This is a genomic window from Sphingomonas sp. PEI4, from assembly GCF_056679955.1.
This window is the reverse complement of sequence record NZ_JBWXPI010000002.1, coordinates 100,843-124,986: the sequence shown is the minus strand read 5'-3', so window position 1 is coordinate 124,986 and position 24,144 is coordinate 100,843. Positions and strand designations below refer to the sequence as shown.

At 63.3% G+C, this 24,144-nt stretch carries 17 protein-coding genes; 5 read left to right on the top strand and 12 right to left on the bottom strand.

Annotated features, from left to right (window positions below; genetic code table 11):
* Window positions 1-208: 208 nt before the first annotated feature.
* The 9 genes from AC1MLZ_RS19695 to AC1MLZ_RS19655 form a co-directional block, all read right to left on the bottom strand.
* A complete protein-coding gene (locus AC1MLZ_RS19695; RefSeq protein ID WP_480961689.1) occupies window positions 209-1,006 on the bottom strand; it encodes a tyrosine-protein phosphatase in 798 nt (265 codons plus the stop codon).
* Window positions 996-1,538, bottom strand: a complete 543-nt coding sequence (locus AC1MLZ_RS19690) for a hypothetical protein (protein WP_480961688.1) — start codon at window positions 1,536-1,538, stop codon at window positions 996-998. The genes AC1MLZ_RS19695 and AC1MLZ_RS19690 overlap by 11 nt, the downstream gene beginning before the upstream one ends.
* A gap of 1 nt (window position 1,539) precedes the next feature.
* Window positions 1,540-2,634, bottom strand: coding sequence for a phosphotransferase family protein (locus AC1MLZ_RS19685; protein WP_480961687.1), 1,095 nt, complete (start codon window positions 2,632-2,634; stop codon window positions 1,540-1,542).
* A 138-nt stretch (window positions 2,635-2,772) separates the two neighbouring features.
* Window positions 2,773-3,780: a DUF7064 domain-containing protein gene (locus AC1MLZ_RS19680; RefSeq protein ID WP_480961686.1), complete on the bottom strand. Its 1,008-nt coding sequence runs from the start codon at window positions 3,778-3,780 to the stop codon at window positions 2,773-2,775.
* 42 nt (window positions 3,781-3,822) lie between these two features.
* A complete protein-coding gene (locus tag AC1MLZ_RS19675) occupies window positions 3,823-4,938 on the bottom strand; it encodes an NAD(P)-dependent alcohol dehydrogenase (protein WP_480961685.1) in 1,116 nt (371 codons plus the stop codon).
* A 1-nt stretch (window position 4,939) separates the two neighbouring features.
* Window positions 4,940-6,409 (bottom strand): aldehyde dehydrogenase family protein, encoded by a 1,470-nt coding sequence (locus tag AC1MLZ_RS19670; protein WP_480961684.1) that lies wholly within the window; start codon window positions 6,407-6,409, stop codon window positions 4,940-4,942.
* A 40-nt stretch (window positions 6,410-6,449) separates the two neighbouring features.
* The gene (locus AC1MLZ_RS19665; protein ID WP_480961683.1) at window positions 6,450-7,235 is read right to left on the bottom strand and encodes an SDR family NAD(P)-dependent oxidoreductase; all 786 of its coding nucleotides are present in this window, start codon (window positions 7,233-7,235) and stop codon (window positions 6,450-6,452) included.
* A gap of 358 nt (window positions 7,236-7,593) precedes the next feature.
* Window positions 7,594-9,747, bottom strand: coding sequence for a molybdopterin-containing oxidoreductase family protein (locus AC1MLZ_RS19660; RefSeq protein WP_480961682.1), 2,154 nt, complete (start codon window positions 9,745-9,747; stop codon window positions 7,594-7,596).
* The gene (locus tag AC1MLZ_RS19655) at window positions 9,744-11,675 is read right to left on the bottom strand and encodes an AMP-binding protein (RefSeq protein ID WP_480961681.1); all 1,932 of its coding nucleotides are present in this window, start codon (window positions 11,673-11,675) and stop codon (window positions 9,744-9,746) included. Before AC1MLZ_RS19655 ends, AC1MLZ_RS19660 begins: the two co-directional genes overlap by 4 nt.
* 143 nt (window positions 11,676-11,818) lie before the next feature.
* On the opposite strand from AC1MLZ_RS19655, the gene AC1MLZ_RS19650 reads away from it, so the two are divergent.
* The 4 genes from AC1MLZ_RS19650 to AC1MLZ_RS19635 all read left to right on the top strand — a co-directional run bounded on the left by AC1MLZ_RS19650 (window position 11,819) and on the right by AC1MLZ_RS19635 (window position 19,811).
* On the top strand, window positions 11,819-14,050 hold the full coding sequence (locus AC1MLZ_RS19650; RefSeq protein WP_480961680.1) for a TonB-dependent receptor: 2,232 nt from the start codon (window positions 11,819-11,821) through the stop codon (window positions 14,048-14,050).
* Window positions 14,051-14,385: 335 nt separating this feature from the next.
* The gene (locus tag AC1MLZ_RS19645; RefSeq protein ID WP_480961679.1) at window positions 14,386-16,917 is read left to right on the top strand and encodes a TonB-dependent receptor; all 2,532 of its coding nucleotides are present in this window, start codon (window positions 14,386-14,388) and stop codon (window positions 16,915-16,917) included.
* Between the two features lie 298 nt (window positions 16,918-17,215).
* Window positions 17,216-17,869: a CoA transferase subunit A gene (locus AC1MLZ_RS19640; RefSeq protein WP_480961678.1), complete on the top strand. Its 654-nt coding sequence runs from the start codon at window positions 17,216-17,218 to the stop codon at window positions 17,867-17,869.
* A 52-nt stretch (window positions 17,870-17,921) separates the two neighbouring features.
* A complete protein-coding gene (locus tag AC1MLZ_RS19635) occupies window positions 17,922-19,811 on the top strand; it encodes a DUF1302 domain-containing protein (RefSeq protein ID WP_480961677.1) in 1,890 nt (629 codons plus the stop codon).
* Between the two features lie 344 nt (window positions 19,812-20,155).
* Here AC1MLZ_RS19635 and AC1MLZ_RS19630 read toward each other — a convergent pair whose 3' ends face one another.
* Genes AC1MLZ_RS19630 through AC1MLZ_RS19620 form a run of 3 tightly spaced genes read right to left on the bottom strand, consistent with a single transcriptional unit; the run spans window position 20,156 to window position 22,537 of the window.
* The gene (locus AC1MLZ_RS19630; RefSeq protein WP_480961676.1) at window positions 20,156-20,473 is read right to left on the bottom strand and encodes a 2Fe-2S iron-sulfur cluster-binding protein; all 318 of its coding nucleotides are present in this window, start codon (window positions 20,471-20,473) and stop codon (window positions 20,156-20,158) included.
* Window position 20,474: 1 nt separating this feature from the next.
* Window positions 20,475-21,746: an NAD(P)/FAD-dependent oxidoreductase gene (locus tag AC1MLZ_RS19625; RefSeq protein WP_480961675.1), complete on the bottom strand. Its 1,272-nt coding sequence runs from the start codon at window positions 21,744-21,746 to the stop codon at window positions 20,475-20,477.
* Window positions 21,743-22,537, bottom strand: coding sequence for a TetR/AcrR family transcriptional regulator (locus AC1MLZ_RS19620; RefSeq protein ID WP_480961674.1), 795 nt, complete (start codon window positions 22,535-22,537; stop codon window positions 21,743-21,745). The genes AC1MLZ_RS19625 and AC1MLZ_RS19620 overlap by 4 nt, the downstream gene beginning before the upstream one ends.
* Before the next feature lie 361 nt (window positions 22,538-22,898).
* Between AC1MLZ_RS19620 and AC1MLZ_RS19615 the strand changes: the two genes are divergently transcribed.
* Window positions 22,899-24,110, top strand: coding sequence for a cytochrome P450 (locus AC1MLZ_RS19615; RefSeq protein WP_480961673.1), 1,212 nt, complete (start codon window positions 22,899-22,901; stop codon window positions 24,108-24,110).
* Window positions 24,111-24,144: the final 34 nt, after the last annotated feature.

Genomic DNA, 24,144 nt, shown 5'->3' with positions numbered 1-24,144 from the left:
CTCGATTCTGGCACAGGTAGACGGTCGAGCGATCGATCCGCGCTGTGCCGGTCTGGCCACTGTTCATGGTCCTTTCGACCCCTACGTCGGCACGAGCGTGAGCCGTATCCGCGAAAGCACATGCGACGTTTCGAGGCCGCTCGATCGGCCGCACTCGCGGATTGAGACGCGGAGCTGCGCAGGCTGGTGGAGTCTCCGGAGCGTCGTCCTAGAGCGGCTCTGGGCTTTCATTCGGCGCTATGAGCAACATCGAGCGGAGAGCCAGTCGGCGTTCTGCAGTGAGACCTAGGCGCTGGGTCATAAAGTCGTCGCGAGAGGCCCAGTCGTCGTCGATTGCGCTCCATGCCGCCGCCAGGAAACCGGGATCAACCTCCATCATCACTGACAGCATCTCCGGCCTGATTGATCCTTCGCCCATGTAGGCTAGGTCGCGGCGATAGATGTTGCTCAGCATGTAGTCCTCCATGATCGTCTCTTCAGGAACGTCCAAGGCCATCAAGATTAGTGCGATTGCGACGCCGGTCCGGTCCTTCCCGCTGGTGCAGTGTACGAGCATAGGCAGGTTGTCGGCATCGAGCAGCAGTTCGAACATGGTGCGGTACGTGTCCGCCTGCTCGCGGACGAAGTGACGATACGCTTCTCGGATATCTTCGCGGAGGACTTCCGGGTCGGCATCGGCGCCGTGGGCCGCAGCGACCATCTCGTAGGCTCGGTGCGCAAGGAAGCCGATGGCTCGCGTCGTAGGTTCGGCGGATGCTGGGAACCGGTTGGGTTTGGCTGATCGTTCTGTTTCGTGCCGAAGGTCGCAGATGGTCGAGAGCTCCAGCGCGCCGATCCTGGCGAGATCGCCTGATGTCAGCTCGGCTAAAGAATCGGATCTGAAAACGCGGTGCGATCGCACCACGCGACCGTCCCGAGCGCGATAGCCGCCGATGTCACGGAAGTTGACGGCACCATCGAGCGGCAGGCGTCGGCCTGGTGCGGCGTGCTCGGTGCTATCGCTCATCGGCGGGCCTCACGGTGATGGGAGCCAGTAGCGTTTCGATTGCGGGCACGAGGCCGGGTTCCGGCTCCCATCCCTGCATCAGTAGGCTGGAGCGCGCGTGCAGCAGTTGCACCTCCGACATGTCCAAGGTCGCGCGCATCAAGGCCTCTTGGCCCTTTGCGTCGTCGTTGTCCGCCAAAGATCGGATAGGCTCGTCCAATGCTGCGGTCAGGCCGTGGATGGCGCCCACGAGCTCGTCGGGTGCGGCTCGGCCGCGATCGAGCACATCTGCCGCGCTGTTGATCGCGGCGTCGAGCGCTTCGTCCCCTTCTCCCATTCCCCGGATGTCGCGGGCATAGGCGACGAGGCGGTCAAGTTCGTCTCGGTCGGCCCGGTATTGCAGCGGCATGTTCTGCATCATCAGTGCGAGATGTCCCACCATCAGCTGCGCCTGCTGCATCGCGAGCTCGTTGGTAGGGTCGATGGCGGGCGTGATCACCTCGACCATCGCCTTCATCATGCTAGGGATCTGGATGTCGGGACGCAGTTGCATCTTACAGTTCCTTTGCGAGAAGCGTACGGATGTCGTCGAGCACCATGTAGCCGACGCCGAGCAGCCACGTGAGCAGGATGTCCTGGTGCGACTTCCCGTTCCGCGCGACGCGGTAGCTTGTGCCGAGCGTCATGGCGACCATCGAGTAGGCGTTGAAGACCTGATAGTAGTGTAGCGAACGTCGATTGACGGCCAAGCCGGACGCCTGCTCGTAGGCCTCGAAGAAATCCTCCTCCGGCATGAGACCGGATACGAGGAAGGTCTTGCCGTCCTCCGCGAAGCTGCCGAAGGCGCGACTGGTGCTCCACGCCAGATCCTGATGTCGATCGCCGATCCGCGTCAGTTCCCAGTCCAGCCAGGCAGTGATGTCGAGCGTCTTCTCATCGAAGAGGAAATTGCCCACGCGAGCATCCCCGTGAATCACCGAAAGATGATCGACGGACGGAGCGTTGCGATGCAGCCAGGCCGAAGTGAGCGAGACGAGCGGCAGCTGCTCGTCCGAATCCTCTTCCCATACGCGGTCCCACCACGAAACGGCCCATTGCGCACTTTCCGTTCCGGGCTTTGGGATGTCGAAGTCTGGCAATTCGGCAGTGCGGAAATCGAAGGTGTGGAGCTTTGCCAAGTCTCGCACGAACTGCCCGCCCAATCGACCACGAATGGCTTCCGGCATCCGAGTGCCTAGACCCGATACCCCCGAAGGCGCGTCGCTCGACTTCGTGACGCCGTGCGCGAAGCCGTATACCAAGCCGGGATAGGGCAGGTACCGAGCCTCCTGATCGACCCAATAGACCGGTGGGATTGGCATGGTCGTCTGCAATGCACGAACCATCTGGAATTCGCGCAATCGGCTGGTCTCGTGAAGCGATTCCGCCGGTTCCATTCGGAGGACCATCCGTTCGATCGGCAAGCCGTCGCGAGCCAGCGAAAAGGCGACCTGCAGCTTCGAAGCGCCGCCCGACAACCAGCGAGCTTCGCTGATAGCAACGTCCGACGCACCGGATCCTTCGATCAGACGCTTCAGTCCGGCGACGATCGCGTTTAGAGTCAGTGGCACGAAGGCCGCGCCTGACCTGCGCTCGAGCTTGCTTGTCATCGCGGCGTCTACGCTGCGTTCCGTGACAAATTTGCGTCGCATCTGCCCGATCCATTCGGGAGAAGGCTTGTCTTTGTGAGCGGTCATACTTCATTCCTCTCCCGGCTCTCTGACGGAGCCCCTGCTCTCTGATGAAGCCTATGCGGTGAGGTGTGCCGACGGCTCGTTCCAGCGGCGACCGTACATCCGCGTCATGGTCTGCATGGACCGGATTTCGGAAGCGAGACCATGCCCGACGCGGCCGTCGTCGAGCTGCCATCGCATCAGCGACGCCCCAACGAGGGCGCTCATGTAGCAGATCCAAGGACCACCGGCCTGGGCGGTGCCGACGAAGCGGAAGAACTTTCCGCGCTTGTCGGTGACCTCCACCTCCATCGACGTGATCGTCGCGCCCATGCGGGTCGTGAGATACTTGGCGTCGGTCAGGCCGTAGGCGACGCCGTCCTCCATGACGTAGCCGTGCGCAAGCGTCTGCGCTATGTCGAGCGGGGCCTCGGGATCCCATTTGTTGATCCATTTGATCGCAAAATCGGGACCCCAGTGCGCGTGGGACCAGCCCATCGATGGGACGTGGATCTCAGGCCGCGAGCCCCAGCTGTGGTCCATCGTTTCGATGCAATCGACCTTGTACTCTTTCCCCCGCAGCTTGAGCGTGCCGGTATAGTGCCCCGTCAGGTCGAAATGACCCCCATAGCCCGAACCCATTCCCGCCCCAGCGTGCTGGTCGACGACGGTCTTGGCGGCCTTCGGGCTGTGTTCAGGGTCATGGATGTCGAATGGCTCCATCAGACCCTTGAAGTCGAGGTGGATCTCAGTGTCATCATAGCCAACATAGTCGATGCGATAGTCGCGCGGCGGATTAACTGCCTCTACGCTGAGCCCGCTCGCCAGCGTGTATTTCGACAGCTTCTCCGGTGCAGGCAGCATCTGCTGCGAGTCAAAATACAGGCTTTCCGCGCGGTTGTCTACAAGAGCTCCATAGATCGCCACGTCGCACGAAATTGCTGGCACCCCTTTACGAGACACCGTGTAGATGATTGCAAGCAACCGCTCTTCGGGGATGTTGAAGCAGAACCAGTTGGTTTCCGCATAGGTGTGGTCGGCGTCCTCTGGATGATGATAGTCTACATCGGCGGCGGTGATCATGGACAGCTCCTGGTCGTTTGAGCAAGATTGAAAGGCGACGGATCAGGGCAGGCGCAGGATCGGCTTGATCGTGCGACCGGCCAGTGCGTCATCCATGGCCTCGTTGATTTCAGCGAAAGGATAGAAGCGGACCAGGCGGTCGAACGGGAAACGGCCTTGCCGATGCAGTTCTATCAGCTGCGGGATGAAGACGTGCGCGATGCTGTCGCCTTCGCAGATGCCGCGGATCGTGCGGCCGGGTATCATCAGCATGTTCACGTCGAAGCTCGCATCAGTCCCGAGCGGCGGCGCGCCGACGATTCCGCAGGTGCCGCGGATCGCCAACGCGTCGATCGATTGACGCAGCACCTCCGGCCGGCCGCTTGTCTCCAAAGTGTATTCGGCGCCGCCGCCGGTGATTTCCTGCACGCGGGCTACGGGATCTTCGGCCGTCGGGTCGATCGCATGGGTGGCGCCGAGCTCCATCGCCAGTTCGCGCCGCGAATCCGTCGGGTCGATCGCGACGATGATCGTCGCTCCCGCAACGCGCGCGGCCATCACTGCGCTTAGCCCGACCGCGCCGACCCCGAATATCGCGACGCTGTCGCCTGCGCCGACGTCGAGCGCATTGAGGATCGCGCCTGCGCCGGTCTGGATCCCGCATCCCAGCGGCCCGAGCAATTCGAGGGGCGCATCCTTATCGACCTTGACGACGTTGCGCCGGTCGGCAAGCGCGTAGGTACCGAACGAGGATTGGCCGAAGAAGTGGTCATGCAGTGCATGGCCGGCGTGATCGCACGTGCCCGTGCTGCCGTCCGCACGTGCGCCGCCGACATTCAATCCGAAAAAATTCTGGCAATAGGTCGGCTCGCCCTTGCGGCACGTCTTGCAGACGCCGCAGCTCATGTAGGTCAGCACGACGTGATCGCCGGGCGCAACTTCGGCGACGTTTGCGCCGACCTGCTCGACGATCCCCGAGCCCTCGTGACCGAGAACGCCCGGAAGAGGGAAGGGATAGTATTGATCGCGCACGATCGCATCGGTGTGGCAGATGCCCACCGCCACGATCCGCACCAGCACATCGTCAGGCTTCGAGAGAGTCACCTCGACGTCCTCTATCTCGAACCGCCCGCCCTTTTCGCGGACGACCGCCGCCTGCGCGTTCCGAAGCTCCGTCATGTCAATCTCCCAGCAGCGCGGTGACCGTCTTGGTCTCGGTGTAGGCGTGCAGCCCCTCGTCCGACATCTCGCGGCCGAGACCGGACTCCTTGAATCCGCCGAACGGCGCTGCCGGATCTATCATCGCATGGCAGTTGACCCAGACGGTTCCCGCCTGAAGGCGCGCTGCGGTAAGGTGAGCGCGTGAAAGATCGCGCGTCCAGATGTTCGCTGCGAGGCCATAGGGCGTGTCGTTGGCCTGGGCGACGACCTGATCGATGTCGCGGAACGGCGTCGCGACGACGACGGGGCCGAAGATCTCCTCACGTACGATCGTCGCGTCGGGCTTCGTGTTCACGAACACTGTGGGCTCGACGAAGTATCCGCTGTCGCCGTGGCGCTTGCCGCCGGTCACGACTTCGCCGCCTTCGGCGACTCCCTTGTTGATGTAGCTCATGACGCGGTCGCGCTGCGCGGCCGACACGAGTGGCCCGAGCATGGTGCCGGGATCGCGCCCATGTCCGATCTGAAAGCTTTTCGCGGCGGAGGACACTGCTTCGACGACGCGATCGAACACGGATTCCTCGATGAACAGTCGCGAGGCGGCTACGCATACCTGACCGGAATTGAAGAAGATCGCAAGCGCCGCGCCGAGGCCTGCGGCGTCGAGGTCGGCGTCGGCGAAGATCAGGCTGGGCGATTTGCCGCCGAGCTCGAGCGTGACCGGCTTCACCTGATCCGCGGCGGTCCGCAGGATGTGCTTGCCGACGCGGGTCGAGCCCGTGAAGGCGATCTTGTTGATGCCACGATGCTCGACCATCGCTTGGCCCACGACGTCCCCGTAGCCCGTGACGACGTTCAGCACGCCCTCCGGCAGGCCCGCTGCCAGCGCGAGTTCGGCAAGACGCAGCGCCGTCAGCGGCGTAACCTCCGACGGCTTGAGCACCATGGTGCATCCCGCAGCGAGCGCCGGCGCGATTTTCATCGCTGCCATGACCAGTGGAAAGTTCCACGGTACGATTGCGCCGACCACGCCGAGCGGCTCGCGGCGCGTGTAGCTGTGATACTGCTTGCCGTCGGCCGAAATCGCGTTGACCTTGCCCTCGAGCCGAGCGCAGGCGCCGGCGTAGTAGCGAAAGGTGTCCGCCGCCGCAGGGATATCGAACGCCAGCGCGTGCGCATAGGCCTTGCCGTTGTCGAAGCTTTCCAGCAGAGCCAACTCCGAAGCATTTTCCTCTATCGCGCGTGCGATCGATTCAAGCAGTCTGCCGCGGTCGAGCGGCCGCATCCGAGCCCAGCTTTTCGCTTCGAACGCAGCGCGTGCGGCGCGGACCGCGGCATCGACGTCGGCCGCGTCGCCGCCGGGAACCTCGGTCAGCGTCTCGCCGGTCGCCGGATCCTCTACCTTGATGGTCTGCCCGGATCGGGCTCCGGCGCGCGTGCCGCCAATCACCATATGCGGATCGGGCAGCCTGAGTTCCAAGTCGGCCATCGTCGCTCTCCTCGTATGTTTTCTGATTCTTATCGGCGGTTCACGCAGCAGAGATGCCGCCATTCACGCTGATCGCCTGGCCCGTGAGCCGCCGCGACCCGGGACCCGCGAGGAAGACGATCAGGTTGGCCAGATCGGTGGGATCGGCGACACCCAGATGCGCCATCGCCGCCGCCTTCTCGAAGAGCTTCGCGCTAAAGCCGCCCCGGGTCACCAGTTCGGCGGTAGGCGTCCCCTCTATCAGCGAGGGTGTGAGGACGTTCACGCGGATGCCGTCGCGCTTCGCCTCCATCGCAGCCGTCCGGGAGAACATGACGATAGCCGCCATCGCCGCGCCCACAACGGTTTCTCCGGGCGTCGCGGTCTTGGCGGCATCCGAGGCGATGTTGATGATCGAACCCGTTCCGGACTCGCGCATTATTGGTAGAACGAGCCGCGTCATAAGCATTGGAGGCAGCACCTGGCGCAGCAGGATGGGCTCGATGTCCGCCGGATCCGTCCGAACGAGCAGATCCGGCACGTAGCTGGAGGCAGTCGAGTTGATCAGCACGTCGATATCGCCCAAGATCACGCGTGCCTGCTGCACCGCGTACTCCGCTCCCTTCAGCGTGCCGGCGTCGGCGACGACGAACGTGACTTCGCACTCCGGCGCGGCTCCGCGGACTAGTCTTACCGCTTCGTCACCCCGTTCTTGCGTCCTTCCGATCAGAACGATCCCGCGCACGGCCTCTCGTGCCAACGAGATCGCCGACGCCAGGCCCACGCCCGACGAGCCACCGGTAATGACGACGCCACTTTCCCGAAGCGTTTTCACCGCCGTCGTCATAGCAGGCGACCTCGTCTGGCAGGAAGGGGCGAAAATCGCCTGGCAACGATGCACTGCTTTGTCATTCATCTCTCCGCCGCCGGTTTTGCCGCCGTTCTCGACGCCAGCTTGGCGCTGGGCATTCGATCCTACGTTCGCGTCCTAGCATTCAGTTCACTGGTGTACAATCTTTGCTCGGGACCTTTTTAGGGCCGCTGCGGCGAAGTGGTGCTGTCGTGGCGTGGGCGCCCCGCCGGCACGGCAAATAGTGCGCGCCGATTCGCGCGAATCAAGCACGCCGATGCGGCCGACGCGACCGCAAATCTCGAGCGGTGCCTCGATTCGTAGCCTGCACGTGGCGAATACCTTCGCGTGGCACTTATCCGTCGGTGAACGGCACGATGTCGACCGGAACATCGGACATCAGCGGTTGACCCGAATACGCGTCGTAGACGTCGTCGTTGCGAATGAGCCGGGAAGGGTTGCTACCGATTGAGCGGAAGCGGAGATCGTCGTGCGGCAGTCCGCCGAAACCGAAGCTCATCGATGCGGCACCTGGACGCAGCGTCTCGTCCGTCATCACGGTGGCCGGGACGCGGCCCGCATCCGAAACGACGTACACCGGGTCGCCGTCGGCCAGTCCCAGTACCGACAGGTCGCTCGGCGATACGAACACGGGATTGTTTGGTCGCGACGATGGCGGCAGGGCGCCGACGAACGAGCTGTTGTAAACGTGCATCATGCGTCGGCACAGCAGGCGAAATTTTCGCGCCGTGAGTGTGGCACGGTCCTGTTCCGCCGCAAGATCGCGCATCATTTCAGGTCGTTCGAGGTCGAACTTCTCGTCCGATTCCCCAGGCGCAACGTGGACCGGATCACCTGGAAAGAGAGCTCCCCCGGGGAACTCCTTAACTGTATCGAGGGGCACCCGGGCATTGCGGCAAAGCAGCGCGAGCACCTCGTCGGTCGTGGGCCGGATCGTCATGTCGACTTCGATTGGCATCATGTCGGGCCCAAGGTCCGGGGAAATCGTCATCGCCAGACCCATAGAGCGAGTCAGCTCGTAGAAGAATTGCCATTCCTCGATGAGATCGGAACCGGGTGGGGGGGCGAGGATAGCGGGAGCGTACTGGGCATAGGGATCTGCCTGTCCGTATCCTGTGCCGTTTCGCGTAAGCCAATCGAGCACCTGCGACGTTCCGGGGACTTCGAGCCAGATCCGTGGCGCGATCACGTAGTCCGCAAGCCGGGAGGTCGCGGACATCCATGGATCGATCTGCACGAGAAGTTCGAGGCGTTCCATCGCCCGGATGGTCTTCGGCTGGTCGGGCCACGCGCCGACCGGATTGCCGGCGCAGCTGATCATCGCGCGCACCCGATCCGATCCCGCCGCCAGTATCCGATCCGGCAGCGCCGCGGTAGGCATTCCCGCTGCGGTGTTCGAAAGTCCGCGGACGCCCATGTCGGTTCCGAAACCGTAAGCGGGCTTCCGCGGGAGGACTTGGGCGCGGGGGCGCAGCGTGGCGGCGAGAGCTCCGGGGTTCCGGACGAAGTCTCCCTCCCGAAGCCAGTGACCGCATAGGGTCGTCAGGCAGAGGAGAAGGTATTCGACGAGTGTGCCTCGACCCGACATATTGGGGCCGGTGCCAGCGTTGACGTAGCCGCGCCGCGTGCTCCCAAGAAGCCGCGCTGCGGCCTTGAGGTCGTCCGCGTCGACCCCGGCCCGCGCGGCGATCGCCTCAGGTGCGAACGGCGCTACGGCGGCGGCAAGAGTATCGATCCCGCGCGCGTGCTCCGCCACGAACGCCTGGTCGTGGAGTCCTTCCGCGAGGATCACCTGGATCATTGCAGCGACGATGACGGCGTCCTCGCCAGGACGCGCCTGCAAATGGACATGGGCGCGGCGGGCCACGTCGCTGCGGCGCGGATCGACCACGATCAGCCGCGTTCCAGCTGCAAGCCGTTCGTTGAGCCACTTGCCGGGATTGCCGTAGGGAAAGCCTGTAAAGGTGATCAGCGGGTTCGAACCGAGCAGCAGGATAACTTCCGGATCGTCAAATCCGACCGCGGGGGCGGCCCATCCTCCGTGTAGCGCCAAGGCTATTTTTTTGCCCGGCTTGTCGATCGTGCCAGGGCTGAATGCCATCGGTGACCCGATCGCGCTCATGAACCCCCCGAAGAACGGCATCGTCGCCGCGGACGCAGCGAAGTAGGTGCCCAGATAGCCCGCGATCGCCGCCCGCCCATGACGCCGAGCGATTTCCATCAGTCGCTCCGCGATCTCACCGATCGCATCTTCGACCGGGATGGCGCGAAAGGAGCCGTCCGGCTGGCGTTTCAGACTGTGGCGAAGACGGCGTTCGTCCGCGAGCAGGCGACCCTGCTCACGCCCTTTGACGCAGGTGAACCCTCGGTAGACGGGATTGTCCTTGTCGCCGCCGATCTTGACCGCGAGGTTGTCCTCGACGTCGACCAGCAGCGCGCATCCGTTGAGGCAGAGGCGGCAGAATGCGTGATGGCGAGTGGCCGTCACACCCCGACCTGGTCGGAAACGTGAATCGTGCTTGCGAACCCGAAACCTGAGAGAGCCGCGCGCACCATCCCGGCCGATGCGGACGAGTGAAGCGTGACGCGGACGTGCGGTCTTCCACCGTCCTTCACGATCGTCACATCGATCGGCGCGATCCCGGTGGCGACAATCGCCGCGTTCGTCGCTGCGTGGATGATCGCCATCTCACGGAGCGCGGGCTTGAATATCTTGCTGACTGCGGTGAGAGGCATCACCTCCACCAGGAAGATCGCCACGGGACAGGCAGCGCGCTCCGGTATGCGGGCCCGGCAATGCTCCAGCAGCTCCTCGGCCGCGTGTACGGCGTCCGGCCGCAGCTGCACATAGGCTACCGGCAGCTCGCCCTTGCTGGCGTCGGGGTAGCCGACTGCGGCCGCCAGCAGGACTCCTGGCGCACTGTTCAGTGCCTCCTCGATCATGGTCGGATCGATGTTGTGACCGCCACGGATGATCACGTCCTTGGCTCGGCCGTCGATCCAGATGTACCCCTCGGCGTTGACGCGTCCGAGATCACCAGACGAGCCCCAGATGCGGCCGTCGGGACCGTCCTTCACGAAGAACCCAGCGTCGAACTTCCGGTCCGCATAGCCGTCCGCGAGGCACGGACCGGCGCCGACGATTATCCCCTGCTCGCCCGGCGGCATTTCGCGCACGAACCGGTTGTCTTCGTCAAGTTCGACTGCCTTAACGTCGTGCCACGGGGTGCGCAGGCCGACCGATCCCGTCAAAGGCGGCGGGCCGTTGGGCTGGCAGCCGAGGAAGCCGTGGAATTCGGTCGCGCCCCAGACCTCGCGCAGATCGATGCCGAAGCGCGCCCGGAACGCATTGCCGAGTTCTAGCGGGACCGTGCTGCCACCGCACGTGAAGGTCCGGATCGAATGGCCGTCGTGATCTTCGGGAGACGCGTAGATTGTCGCGGCGGTTGTGGGCGTCGCCATCACCGACGTCATGCGGAAGCGACGGGCGATGTCCCAAAAGTTGGCGACGATGCCGCGATCGCGGAAGCCGGTGGGGCTGAGCAGCAGCACGGTCTGTCCCAAGACGACCGACCGCAGCCCCAGCATCAGCATTCCGCCGACGTGGAACAGCGGCATGCCGAGGCCGATGACTTCGTCCTCCCGCGCGCCCATGAACGCGCCGCCGATCCACCCTGCCATGACCATGCCGCGATGCTTCAGGCGCGCGAGCTTGGGAGCCGCGGTCGTGCCTCCGGTCGGAAGGTACATGGCGAGCGCGGAGGGGTCGCGGCTGGGCTCGAACCCGAGCGCGTCGCCGTCGTGTTCGCGAAGTGCCGCTGCGAATTCTTGCGCGCCACCGCGCGCGTCGTCGCCGACCAAGAGGATCCGACGAAGCGAGGGAACCTGGGTCACGATGTCTTCAAGGCGATCGGCGGCGCTCGCGCCGAAGGCGCGCGTCGTGACGAGCACCGTTGCGTTGACGGTCTTCAAGATCGACGCGACGAGGGCCGGTTCGAGATGGGGATTGATCGGCATCGCGACCCCCGCCGCAGTCGCTCCCCAGGCCGCGATCAGTGCCTCCGGCACGATCGGCAGCATCAGCGCCACGACGCTCGGGCCTTCTCCGGCGATGCTGCGGAAGAGGTTGGCCGCAGCGGTCGCGTCGCGCAGGTAGTCCCCGTAGGTGATCGTCGAGGAAATCGAGCCGCCGCTCTCCGACAACGCGATTATCGCCGGCTTGTCCGGCGTTGCCCGTGCGGTGAGCGCTAGACAGTCGTAGGCCGTGGCGGCGGGCATGACGTCGGCGGGATCGAGGGCCTCGATTGCCTCGATGTCCGCGAGGCCCTCGATGACTCCGCGAGCAGGCGACACGGATCCCGGGAGATTCAGCCAGCCGGGATGCGACCGGTCGATGTCCCAAGTTAGGTCAGCCATTTTCTCTCCTCTCGCCACGACCGTTCGGTCTGTCGGTTCCAAACATCGCAGAACGTACACTGCTTGACAAGTTGGTTCCTCTCCACGACCATCGTTGATGTAGCCGACTTACTAAGAAGCGGCACATCTGGGAGAGAAGAACCATGGCTTGCCGTCACGCTCGGTCGCTCGTTGTAGCGGCGTCGATCATTCCCCTCTGCTTCCAAGCTGCCGCTGCAGGCGCGCAGGCGGCGCCAGACCGCCACGCCGCCGATCCGCAGGCAGCGTCGCAGCCGGAGGGCGCGGCGGCGGCGCTGCAGGCCGACGACATCGTCGTGACGGCCACGAAGCGCGCGGAGGACGTGCAGAACGTTCCGCTAGCCGTGACCGCCTTCGGCGGCGCGCAGTTGCAGGCGCTCAACGTTCGGGACATCGGTAGCCTGGGTTTTACGATCCCCAACGTCGCACTGGACGACAACGGAACGTCCAAGGGCTATGCGAACTTCTCTATCCGTGGGATCGGCGTCAATAGTTCGATCCCCTCGATCGACCCGACTGTCGGTCTGTTCGTCGACGGAGTCTATCAAGGCATCAACGCCGGTCAGCTGTTCGACAACTTCGACCTGGAGGCGATCGAGGTGCTGCGCGGACCGCAGGGCGTGTTGTTCGGCCGCAACGTCACGGGGGGCGCTGTCCTCGTCAGGACCCGCAAGCCCACCGACACCTTGGAGGTGCGCGGGCGGATCGGCACCGAGTCTGGACCGAGGATGGTGGCCGACGCATCGATCTCGGGACCGCTGGTGGCCGGCAAGCTCACCGCCAAGCTCGCCGCCTACTACACCTATGACGACGGCTGGTTCAGGAATCTGTATGACGGCTCGTCGTTCGGCAAGGATCGGCAGTTTATCGTACGGCCGAGCCTGCGCTTCACGCCGTCCCCATCGGTCGAGTTCCTCCTGCGTCTGGAACACGGACAGGCCGAGGGCGATGGTCCGGCCTCGCAGAACCACGCGGTCTTTTCCCGATCGTCACACGACTTCCTCGTAAACACGCGCGGATTTTACGACAACCGGTGGAATCAAGCGACGCTGGAGACGAACGTCGGCGTCGGCTTCGGCGACGGGGAGATCACCAACATCGCGGCATGGAGAAGGTTCGTAGGGGATACTCTGTCCGACCTCGACGGCGTCGGCACCACGCAGTTCGACATCGGCACCTATACCAAGCAGCGCCAGTTAAGCGAGGAGCTTCGCTACGCCGGCACCTTCGGACGGTTCGAACCTACGGTCGGACTCTACTATTTTACGCAGGATCTGACGTATCTCGAGGATCGGACGCTGGCGGGCGGGTCTGTCCGCCGAGCGGGCGGCGGCGAGGGCACGTTTGATACGCTCGGCGCGTTCGGCGCTGTCGACTGGCACTTCACCGACACGCTGACGCTCAATCTGGGCGGTCGCTTTACGTACGAGCGGAAGAAGGTCGAGATCGCGACCATCCGAGCGACCGGGACCGACTACGTCGCCCGGACAATCACGCCCGACTTCCTTAGCCGGAAGAGCTGGAGGGACTTCTCGCCCAAAGTCGGGCTTCAGTGGAAGCCCGGCAGCCTTACGCAAGCTTATGCATTTTACGCGAAAGGGTTTCGCAGCGGCGGCTATAATTTCCGCAACACACTGCTGGGCGCGGCGCCGGGTCCGTTCGATTCGGAAAGCCAGAACGCCTACGAGGTGGGCGTGAAGCAGAAGATCCGAGGGGTCGGCTCGGTCAATCTCGCGGTCTTCCGCAACATCATCGACGACATTCAACGCGAGGTGCAGGTCCCCGTGGTCGGCGTCGGCATTGCACAGCTCATACAGAACGTCGGCAAGGCGCAGGTGCAGGGATTCGAAGGTGAAATCCTGTTGACGCCGTTCCGGCACCTCGTCCTCTCCGGACAGTTCGGCTACACCGACGGCAAGTACAAGTCGCTGTCCGTGGATCTCAATGGAGACGGGGTCATCGACGCTCTGGACTTCGCGCTGAAGCTGCCTCGTCAGTCGCCGTGGACCTATGGAACCAGCGCCACGCTCGACATGCCCTTGCCCGGCGGCGTCGCATCCGCGCGCCTGGCCTATAACCACCGCGACAGCGCGTTCCATACCGACAACAATCTGGGTTTCTACAGGCCCATCGACCTTATCGATGCGAATCTCTCCTTCACGCCTGAAGGCGGAAGTCTCACTTTCTCCGTGTACGGCAAGAACCTGACGAACGAGACGATGTACGGCAACGACGCCGTTCTCCCCGACACGCCCGCCTTCGGCGGCGACGGCGCGTTGGGACCGCGGCCGCTTCCCACGTTCTCGCCGCTGTCTCGCGGACGCGTATACGGCGGGGAGATCCGCTTCCACTTTTAATCCACTCCGCGATCGTCGTCGTGGCGGCTTCAGCTCGGAGTGTCGGTCCTACATTCCGCGCTGAAGCTGCCTTGGCGCTCCAATCGCTAGTCGGCAGCAAGTGGCGAATGGGGTCATGCGGCCAGGGGCACACGTTCGCTGCGGAAGGTCGGGTTTGTGCGGGCCGACCGCGGCGGATAGTCGCCAAAGACCCCGGCGGACCCAGCAACCCCGTACACTCGTTGACCGGTTTTCGGAGATCTCCCAAGGTGCGAGGGGCCGAACCGAGATCAGAGTGAGACAGGGTCACCAACAAAGGCTTGCCGAAGTAGGAAACTTGATTACTATCTCCTAAGTTGATTGCCCGTTTCGCCCTCACGCGGAGCGAGCCCGACTTCATCATGGCAAAGCGCCGTTCAGAGCGCGTGACAGGAGAATGGATGATGCCTAAGGGTCTGCGCTCGTTTCGACTTGATCTGTTTGCCGGAATCTCCGGTATGTCGATGGTTTTCGGCGTTCCCGCCCTCGCCCAGGTGGCGGGTCCCCCGTCAGCCGGCGTGCCGGCCGACGCGCCGGCGAAGACGCCGACGACGTCTCAGGAAAGCGGCGTTCCTCCGACTGCGGATCGAGCGGTTCAGGTAGCGGCGGACGCGTCGCAGATCGGAGACATCATCGTCACCGCCCAGAAGCGGTCCCAGACGCTTAACTCCATCGGCATCTCGATCAACGCAGCGGATGGCGACCAGCTGGCCAACCTAGGCGTCCGCGACACGGGCGATCTCGTCAAGATCTCGCCCGGTCTGACGTTCCAGAAGAGTCAGGACGGCACTCCGCTCTTCACGATCCGCGGCGTCGGTTTCAACGACTACACGCTCGGGGCCAGCCCTGCGGTGAGCGTTTACGTCGATCAGATGCCCCTGACCTACAGCAATTTCACCCAGGGCGCGACGCTCGACCTCGAGCGCGTGGAGGTACTAAAGGGTCCGCAGGGCATCCTGTTCGGTCAGAACTCCACGGGCGGCGCCATCAACTACATCGCCGCAAAGCCCACCGACACTATGGAGGCCGGCGTCAAAGGGTCGTTCGGGCGCTTCGATACCCTTGACGCCGAAGCATTCGTGAGTGGTCCGATCACGGAGAATCTGGGCATCCGCGTCGCTGGCGGTACTACCCAATCGGGGCCATGGCAGTCCAGCTACACCCGCGGCGACAAGCTCGGCAGGCAGAACATCGTTCGCGGTCGTGTGCAGTTGGAATGGAAGCCTACGAGCACTCTTTCGTTCCTGGCGAGCGTGAACGGATGGCACAACGACTCCGACACTCAGGCCGCCCAGTTGGTCGGCCTTAAGCTGCAGCAGGACGCAAGCGCGCCTGGCCTTTATGATCCGGTCGAAACCAAGCGGCGGGTTGCCGCCTTCCGCAACTATCCACTCGCGCCGAACAAGGCCCGTGCCGCGGACTGGGACCCCAACCGCGACTTGAGCCGGAATGACGGGATGCTCCAGACGTCGCTCCGCGCCGACTGGGAAGTTGGTTCGAGCGTGACCGTCACGTCGCTGACTTCGTATACCGACTTCGACCAGAGCTACGGCGTCGACAGGGACGGCACCGTTCTCGAGAATGCAGGCGTGCAGTCGGACGGCAAGGTCAAGAGTTTCTTCCAGGAGCTTCGCGTCTCGGGCAACACGTCTCGACTGGATTGGGTCATCGGCGGCAATCTGGCCACGAACAAGGTCACGACGCGCGATCTCTTCCTCGTCAACGACTCGACGAATACGGCGATCTTGCCGGGAATCGGCGTGGACGGGGCAACGACCACCCTGACGCAGGATATCCGCGATCTCGCGGGCTTCGCGAATGTCGAGTACAAGATCTTCGACAAGGTCACGCTGCTGGCTGGCGGACGCTACACGGACAGCAAGAACGATTCGACCTCATGCATTCGCGGCAACCCGGGGCACTCAGCGACCTTCTACGCCTTGTCCCAGCAGATAAGCGGCGTGGCGCAGACGCCCCCCGACGCGTCTACGTGCGTCGCCTTCGACTCGCAGTTCCTGCTGTCCCGCGTCCCCACGCCGGGCCGGTTGAAGGAGAACAACTTCTCCTGGCGCCTCGGAGCGAACTACCAGCCCACGCGCGACTTCCTGTTCTACGGACTTGCGTCCCGCGGCTACAAGTCCGGGAGCTTCCCGACGATTCCCGCGTCTCAGACGTCTCAGTACCAGCCCGTGACGCAGGAGTCCGTCACGGCATACGAAGCCGGCATAAAGGCGACGCTGTTCGACCGGAAGGTTCAGATGAACGTCGCCGCGTTCCACTACGACTACAAGAACAAGCAGATTCGCGGGGCAGTGATCGACCCGATCTTCAATCAGCTGGAGCAGCTCGTTAACCTGCCCAAGTCGAGGATCAACGGGGCAGAGATCGACGTGACTCTCCGGCCGGTGAGCGGTCTGACGTTGCGGGGCGCGGGTACCTACGTGGACTCGAAGGTGATCGAGTTCACTGGCATCAACAATGACCGCGTCAACGGCGACTATCGAGGCTCCGCGCTTCCCTTTTCGCCGAAGTGGCAGGTGTTGGGCGACGTCCAGTACGAGTTCCCCGTGACGTCTACGCTGAACGCTTTCCTCGGCGGGAACGTGCTGCACAACACGCGAACCAACTCCACGTTGGGAGATCCGGCGAGCTCTCGGATACGCAACTTCACCACGCTTGATCTCCGCGCTGGGGTGAACGGGCCCGGAGACCGGTGGTCGTTGTCCGTATGGGGACGCAACGTCACGAACGAGTACTACTGGACCAATCAGTTTGCGACCCAGGATGTCATCGTTCGCTACGCCGCAATGCCCGCCACGTACGGCGTCTCGACGAGCGTGCGCTTCTGAATTCGTCAATTACCGGTTGGAGGGCGCCCATAGTCGCGCCTTCCAACCGCTATCGAAGCGCGAGAAGGAGATGGCCGATCGACGTCACGACGCGAACTCCGTCCTCCCGGCGAAGCCGCCTCGTCCGCACCGGCGGTCGGCATGGAGGATCTAATCAAAACATAACGTCTCTCCATCGTGGCTCGATACGAGTCCGCAAAGCTATTCGGCCTTTGACCGACAGAGGGCTCGATCAGGGCCGGAGATCGCACAGCTGCTTCGGTAGTGAGATGCCCCAACCGACTCGTAAGAACGCGTAGTGCGAAAATTGTACGACAATGTCGCCTCGGCGCTCGACGGTGTTCTGTTCGACGGCATGACGATCTGCGCTGGTGGGTTCGGCCTTTGCGGCATCCCAGAACGACTGATCGACGGGATCGAGGCGTCTGGCGTCAAGGACCTGACCATCGCCAGCAACAATGCCGGGAGCGACGGGCAGGGGCTAGGGAAACTGCTTCGCTCGCCTCAGGTGAAGAAGATGATCTCGCCGTATGTCGGCGAGAACAAGGAGTTTGAGCGGCAATATTTCAGCGGCGAACTGCAGGTCAAGTTCTGTCAGCAGCTGACAACGCCTATCACGGCACGTCTTCCGCTCGACCGCGCGTTTGAGGGAGCCGCGAAGACGAACGGCATAGACGGCGACAAATTCGGGTCGGCGCCTGACGTCGCGCTGGTCCCCGCCGGGATCGTCGCAGCGGGTGTTCTCGACCTTGCCGTCTTCCAGCTGCTCGCGGCCGAACGTGACGACGCCCGCCGGACAGGTGCCAGCCGCCCTGATCGGCCAGGGGGGGGACGCTCGGGTCGAAAGCGGCGGGCGCCAACGGCGCACATATTTGGGAGACGGGTGATGACCAGCACCAATCGCCACGCGCTGATCTTCGCCGACACCATATTGAGGATGAAACACGAATGAGTATGACCGTTGGAAACTCCAATCGCCTTCCCGTTTGCTACGGGCGGCACAGATGGATCAGGCTCGGCCTTCTTCGCGCGGCGAGCATCACTGTGCTGATTTCCTGCAGCAGTCTTGCCTCGGCCAAGACGGATCTCAGAATCCCCTCGCTCGATGCGGACGTCAGCGTAGATACTACGGTGACTGCCGCGTCGGAGTGCGCACGACGCACGCCGACCGCCGGTTGATCGGAAAGTCCTTCGACAGCAGCGGAAGGCCGAAGGGAGGAACCGGAACCGACGTGAACGACGACGGCAATCTGAACTACAGCAAAGGCGATGTCTTCACCGCGCCGGTTCAGGCCTTCAGCAGAGTGACGATGACCCACCACGACTATCGTCTCGTGGCAAGCGCGCGAGCTTGGGCGGATTTCGAAACGCTCTACGGCGAGGTTCCACAGGGAAATATTCCGAACGGGTACCGAGCCAACGCTCCTCTGAGCGATCGCGGTTTCAATCGTCTCAATCGGTTTGCCGGGGTGCGGTTGTGGGAGGCATACGCCGCAGGGACATGGAAGATCTCGCCAAGCGCCTCCGTCGACGCCAAGGTCGGGCGTTCGGTGCTCAATTGGTCGATATCGAAAAGCTTTAACGCCCAAGCTGCGATCACCCCCATCGATCTGTCCGCGGCGCGCATGCCGGGCGTGGTGGCTCGGGACGAGGTGGCTATCCCGACCGGGATGCTGAACCTCTCGGCGACAGTCGATGGCGTGACGGTCGGAGGGTTCTATCAGTTTGAGCGAAGCGTGGACAACCTTCCGGCATGCGGAACGTTCTTCGGCGTTCTGGACGTGGGTTTCGATGCTGGTTGCTCCGGCCTCTCCGCGAACACCTTCTTTCCCACACCAGCTTCGGCACTTCCCGCCGACGCGGCACGATACGACAACGACGCCTTTGGCCTCGCGGCTGGCGCCGTGCTTCCGCGAAAAGGGGACGTATATACCGGAGTGCATTCGCAGTTCGGGATTTCCGCAGCCTTTAAGCCCGTCGCTGGACTGGACGTCAGGATCTATTTCCTGAACCTGGCGTCCAGATTGCCGTTCATCACCGCCGTCACCGGCGACCTCGCTGCCCTCCAGCAGCCTGATCCGATCTTCCTCGCAGCGGGGGCCCCGGCCGGCTACGCGGGGACGGCTTCCTTCCTCAAGACCGCCGGTTATCGGTTCGATTATCCGGGCAACATCCGCACGTTCGGAGCGAACTTCACTTTCACGCAGGGCGGCACCACCGTCGGTGCGCAAATGGACTTCAGCGACAACCTCCCGGTCCAGCTGAACACGGCGGATGTCATCGAGCAGATCTTCGGCGCCGGACCGCTCGTTCCTCGCGTGCTCGGAATGCCGCCGGGCAGCTTCAGCAATGGATACGACCGGCTGCGGTCCCTTAACCTGATGGTCACGGCGTCCCATGATTTTCCGCAAATACTGAAGGCTAAGCTACTGAGGGTTTCGGGGGAGGCGCTATTGGAGACGCTGCCTGGCCTCCCGCCGCTCTCCACAGCGAGATATGGTCGCGGTTTCCAGTACGGATTTTCGAGGGAGGGATTCGGCGACATCGCCTCGTGCCCGGCGATTGCCATTCCCGGAGGCGGCAACCCAGAAGGATGCGTAAACAAGGGATTCGTCACGCCTGCAGCATTTGGCTATCGCCTCAACGCGACGCTGGCCTACGAACTCGGAGCCCTGCATCTGACGCCCGCGCTGGCCTGGGCGCACGACGTCGCCGGGTACTCGCCGAACGGCCAGCTCATAAAGGACCGGAAGATAGTTCGACCCTCGTTGGGTTGGGAGTACGGAAAGACGCTGTTTGGCGGATTGTCCTACAGCCATGACCTCAAGTCGTCGACGTACAACAATGCTGACGACCACGACTATGTTCAGACGTGGATCGGCCTTCATTTCTAGTGAGATCGGCCCGTCGGTCGAGTGGAAAACGGCTTGCCCGGCGTTCGGGCACCACGGTCGGAGGAAAAGGCGAGCGTACAGAACTAGCGGTATATCGCGTACGTGGGGATGCGTATCGACCGCACAGGAGCGATCGCGAAGGCATATTCGCGGGTCCGTTGGCAAAGCCGCCCCCGCCCCTACGCCGAGGCCTGGCTCCTAGCGCCGACGATCCACCCCTTCGAATGCCGATCTCGCCGAAGTTCGTCGGCCCCGATCACCACTGCAATGTCGGACCGGAAATTCCCGGAGAGGGAGGTCCGAGGCATGGCTGAAGATTGCGGGCAGGACCATCGCTGCGGGGCTCACTGCACGTCGGGCAAGGTCAGGGTCAGACCGTCGAGCTCCTGGGTTACGTTAATCTGACAAGACAGGCGCGAATTCGAGCGAACGTCTGCCGCGTATTCGAGCATCGCGGCTTCGGACTCCGACGGGGATCCGGTCGCCTCTTGCCAAGCCGCGTCGACATATACGTGACAGGTCGCGCAGGCGCCTGCGCCCCCGCAGTCGCCGAATATGCCAGGTATCCCGTTCTGAGTGGCTGCCTCCATGACCGACAGTCCGGGACGTGCGTCCAGCGCGTACTCGGTGCTGTTCCGACTGATGAAAACGACTCGTGCCATGCTAAACCTCTTCTCTCTGATCTTCGACGATCTGCTTCATCGTCAGCGCCGGATCCAGCAGTCGGGCGCGAGACACCGCAAGACCCGAGGCGATCAGCTGACGGCCGACCATGAATTCGGGCACTGCGTTGACTGCTTCGACCGCCCGAACCCGATCGCCGTTCATGTGGAATATCGCGAAACGGGCCGATGCGACGCTGCCTCGGATCAGGAGATCTTCTGAACCCAGCGTGATACCGGCGATCTGCAACTTGAGGTCGTACTGGTCGGACCAGAACCACGGGACCTCGTTCGCCGGCGACGCTCGGCCGAGGATCGCGTGAGCCACCTGGCGGCTCTGCTCTAGAGCGTTAGGGACGCTCTCGAGGCGCACCATGACGCCGCCGTACAGCGGCATCGGCCTCCGGGTCATGTCGCCGACGGCGAAGATGCGAGGATCGCTGGTGCGACTCTGGATGTCGACCAGCACGCCCCCGTCGCAGGCGATTCCGGCGGTCGCGGCGAGTTCGTCGCACGGGGAGGCGCCGATGCCGACGAGGACGAAGTCGCATTTGATTCCACGGCCATCGGCCAAGATCAGCCCCGATACCATGCCGTCGGGATCATGCTCCAACGCGTCGACCGCCGCGCCGCAGACAATCTCGACGCCACGTGCGGCATGGTAGTCGCTGAAGAAGCGCGACAGCGGTTCGCAGGCCGTACGTGCCAGCAAGCGTGCCTCGCGCTCAACGATCACCGCTTCGGCGCCCAGCGCGCGGGCCGAGGCGGCGACCTCCAGCCCGACGTAGCCGCCGCCGATGATGGCCAGACGTCGGCCGGGACCCATCTCCGCTCGCAGCGCGTCGGCGTCGGCGATCGAACGGAGCATGTGCACGTTCGGTGCATCAGCGCCCGCCAGAGGAAGCGCCCGTGCGGTACTTCCAGTAGCCAAAATCAGGCAGTCGTACGCCTCGTGGCCGCCGCCTTCTAGGAAGACGCGCTGCTTGCCGGGTTTAATGGATGCGACGGCCGACCCTAGCCGCAACGTGATGTCTTGGGCGGCGTAGAAGGCGTCGGCTTTCAGCTTGAGCGCCTCGGCGTCGGTTCCCCCCTTGAGGTAGGCCTTCGATAACGGCGGACGCTGGTAGGGTGCGTAGAGCTGATCGCCGACCAGCGTGATCGGTCCGCGATGCCCGAACTGCCGCAGGAATGCGGCGACGCTGCCGCCGGCATGGCCTGCGCCGACGATCACCACCCGGCTGTCCTGACCGAAGACCGGCTGCGTTTCGATCATTCGGGTTCTCCCTGCGCTGTAGCACCGCTCTCCTTTTCGGCGGCGACCGGATTCCCTTCGCCGCCCCCGCCTCCGATGTAATTCAGCAGCAGCACATGCACCGCCCGATGCACCTCTGCCGTGGAAGAGCCTGAGAACTTCATCTGCGCGATCATGTGAGCCAGACCGACGATGACCCGGGCCGCGTCCGAAGCGTCGATCGAGCGGCGCAATGAACCCTCACGCTGTCCGACCAGGAGAAGGTCTTGGATCAAACCGCAAGCCTGCTGGTGGAAGGCGAGGTACCTGACCCATACGTCGGAGCGGATCGCCGTGCTCCAGTCCAGCCACACTCGCGCCATGTCAGGGTCGACGTCGATCGACTCGGCAAACGCCAGCAGTATCCGTTCGATCGCCGAGTGGACGTTCGCCGCGGCGTTCGCGACTTTCCGTACGATATCGTTCAGCAGGAACGTTGCCACGTCTTCCAGAACGTATTCCAGCAGTCGCATATGCGTCGGGAAGTAGAAGAACACCGTCGCGACGGAAGTCTGCGCTTCCGCTGCGACGAGGGGATGATTAGTGTTGCCGATCCCGTGCCTTGCGACGACCCGCAGGGCGCATTCCCGGATCATGGCGGCTCGCTCCGTCTTAGCCATGCGGCCTGCTCTGGGGCGTTTGACATTGCGAAGACCGTCCGCGTCTTCGTTGGTGGCGGACCGGCCTGGGCGGGTGACGTCGACGATCCCCGTCTTCCCGTCCGACGCTGCGGGTTCAAACACTTCCAAATCGTTCGACGACATCACGGGCATACAACTCCTAACCTCCCGATGGCGCGCGGGCGGCCCATCGGCGGTCATAACGCATCGCAGGGTGGCGTATCACCGAAGGTACTATAAGCACCTATTGACGCATCACTCAATAGCGCACATCGTTCAGGCGGAGAGAATGGGCCGTACCGCCTCCTGCCGATCGGGCGGGTGGGGAGACGCGCCGGACTTGGGGGGTGGGGGCGAGCCTCTTCGTAAGGGCCGCACGTGCAACACAGGACGATCTGCCTGAGCAGCCGGAGCAACGATGTTCGGCTTGCGAGTGGCCGTGGACCGGCCGCTGAGCTGGCCTGAATCGAGCTAATTTCGAGAGTGTCAAACACCAATGACGATAGGAGAGCATATGAACGTCGCCGCTAGATGCCAAAAGCCGGACCATGTCCCTCAGGAACTCGTCTTCGAGTTTGACATGTACGACGTGCCGGGAGGTGAGACCGATGCGCAGGCTGCCTACTACGCCCTACAGCAGAGCCACCCTGACATATTCTGGACGCCGATGAACGGCGGGCACTGGGTGTTCACCCGCGCCGACGACGTCGAGGGTATACTGCGCAACACTCAGGTGTTTTCGAGCACGCGCATCCTCATACCGCGCGACGATTCTGCGCCCAGGCTCGTTCCCATCGAGATCGATCCGCCGCGTCACACGCAGCTCCGCAAGCCGCTGACGCTGGGGCTCGTTCCGAAGGTGATCGACGCCATGGAGGAGAGCGTTCGTGAACTGACGACATCGCTGATCGATGGACTCAAGCCGAAGGGAGGTTGCGAGTTCGTGGCGGACTTTGCGCAGATACTGCCGATGTGCATCTTCCTCGATCTGGTGGATTTGCCACGAGAAGAGCGACTTCGTCTGCACCCGCTCGTCGAACGATTCGTCAAGGGCGGTTCGCAGGAGATACGCGGCGAGGCGCAGGGTGAGGTGTTCCAGTACATACAGAACACGGTTCGCGCGCGTCGCGCCAATCCCGGCACCGATCTTGCAAGCAAGATCGTGAACTGCGAAGTCGATGGGGCGATGATCGACGAGGATGAGGCATCGGCCTATATCGTCATGCTGATGTTCGCTGGTCTCGACACGGTCGCCTCGATGCTGTCGTACATTATGAATTTCCTCGCAAACAACGAAGTCCAGAGGCACCAGCTCATCGACAGACTGGACGACGACGACTTCCTGAGAAGCGCCATCGAGGAGCTTTTCCGTCGCCATGGCATCATCATCACGGGCCGCACCGTTTCGCAGGACATACTCTTCAGGGACGTGCAGATCCTCGCCAACGATACGATTCTTCCAATACACATGCTTTGCGGGCTGGACGACCGTAGGATCTCCGATCCCCTGACGGTCGACTTCAACCGTCCAGTCGCCGGGCGCCACAGCATATTCGGAACGGGGCCGCACACCTGTCCGGGCGCCATGCTTGCACGTCGCGAGGTGAAAGTTTTCCTGCGGGAGTGGTTGAAGTGTATTCCCGATTTCACCATTCTGCCAGGCAGCGAGGTCCGAAACGTGCTGGGCCTCACCTGCAGCTTGGATGCCCTTCACCTCGTCTGGTAGCCCGGAGGGGGCGAGGCCGATCCTTGCGGGCCAG

What these genes read in the sequence shown, in the direction of transcription:
- AC1MLZ_RS19695 (WP_480961689.1), bottom strand. Translation starts at nt 1,006, where the DNA reads ATGAGCGATAGCACCGAGCACGCCGCACCAGGCCGACGCCTGCCGCTC.
- AC1MLZ_RS19690 (WP_480961688.1), bottom strand. Translation starts at nt 1,538, where the DNA reads ATGCAACTGCGTCCCGACATCCAGATCCCTAGCATGATGAAGGCGATG.
- AC1MLZ_RS19685 (WP_480961687.1), bottom strand. Translation starts at nt 2,634, where the DNA reads ATGACAAGCAAGCTCGAGCGCAGGTCAGGCGCGGCCTTCGTGCCACTG.
- AC1MLZ_RS19680 (WP_480961686.1), bottom strand. Translation starts at nt 3,780, where the DNA reads ATGATCACCGCCGCCGATGTAGACTATCATCATCCAGAGGACGCCGAC.
- AC1MLZ_RS19675 (WP_480961685.1), bottom strand. Translation starts at nt 4,938, where the DNA reads ATGACGGAGCTTCGGAACGCGCAGGCGGCGGTCGTCCGCGAAAAGGGC.
- AC1MLZ_RS19670 (WP_480961684.1), bottom strand. Translation starts at nt 6,409, where the DNA reads ATGGCCGACTTGGAACTCAGGCTGCCCGATCCGCATATGGTGATTGGC.
- AC1MLZ_RS19665 (WP_480961683.1), bottom strand. Translation starts at nt 7,235, where the DNA reads ATGACGACGGCGGTGAAAACGCTTCGGGAAAGTGGCGTCGTCATTACC.
- AC1MLZ_RS19655 (WP_480961681.1), bottom strand. Translation starts at nt 11,675, where the DNA reads ATGGCTGACCTAACTTGGGACATCGACCGGTCGCATCCCGGCTGGCTG.
- AC1MLZ_RS19650 (WP_480961680.1), top strand. Translation starts at nt 11,819, where the DNA reads ATGGCTTGCCGTCACGCTCGGTCGCTCGTTGTAGCGGCGTCGATCATT.
- AC1MLZ_RS19635 (WP_480961677.1), top strand. Translation starts at nt 17,922, where the DNA reads ATGGATCAGGCTCGGCCTTCTTCGCGCGGCGAGCATCACTGTGCTGAT.
- AC1MLZ_RS19630 (WP_480961676.1), bottom strand. Translation starts at nt 20,473, where the DNA reads ATGGCACGAGTCGTTTTCATCAGTCGGAACAGCACCGAGTACGCGCTG.
- AC1MLZ_RS19625 (WP_480961675.1), bottom strand. Translation starts at nt 21,746, where the DNA reads ATGATCGAAACGCAGCCGGTCTTCGGTCAGGACAGCCGGGTGGTGATC.
- AC1MLZ_RS19620 (WP_480961674.1), bottom strand. Translation starts at nt 22,537, where the DNA reads ATGCCCGTGATGTCGTCGAACGATTTGGAAGTGTTTGAACCCGCAGCG.
- AC1MLZ_RS19615 (WP_480961673.1), top strand. Translation starts at nt 22,899, where the DNA reads ATGAACGTCGCCGCTAGATGCCAAAAGCCGGACCATGTCCCTCAGGAA.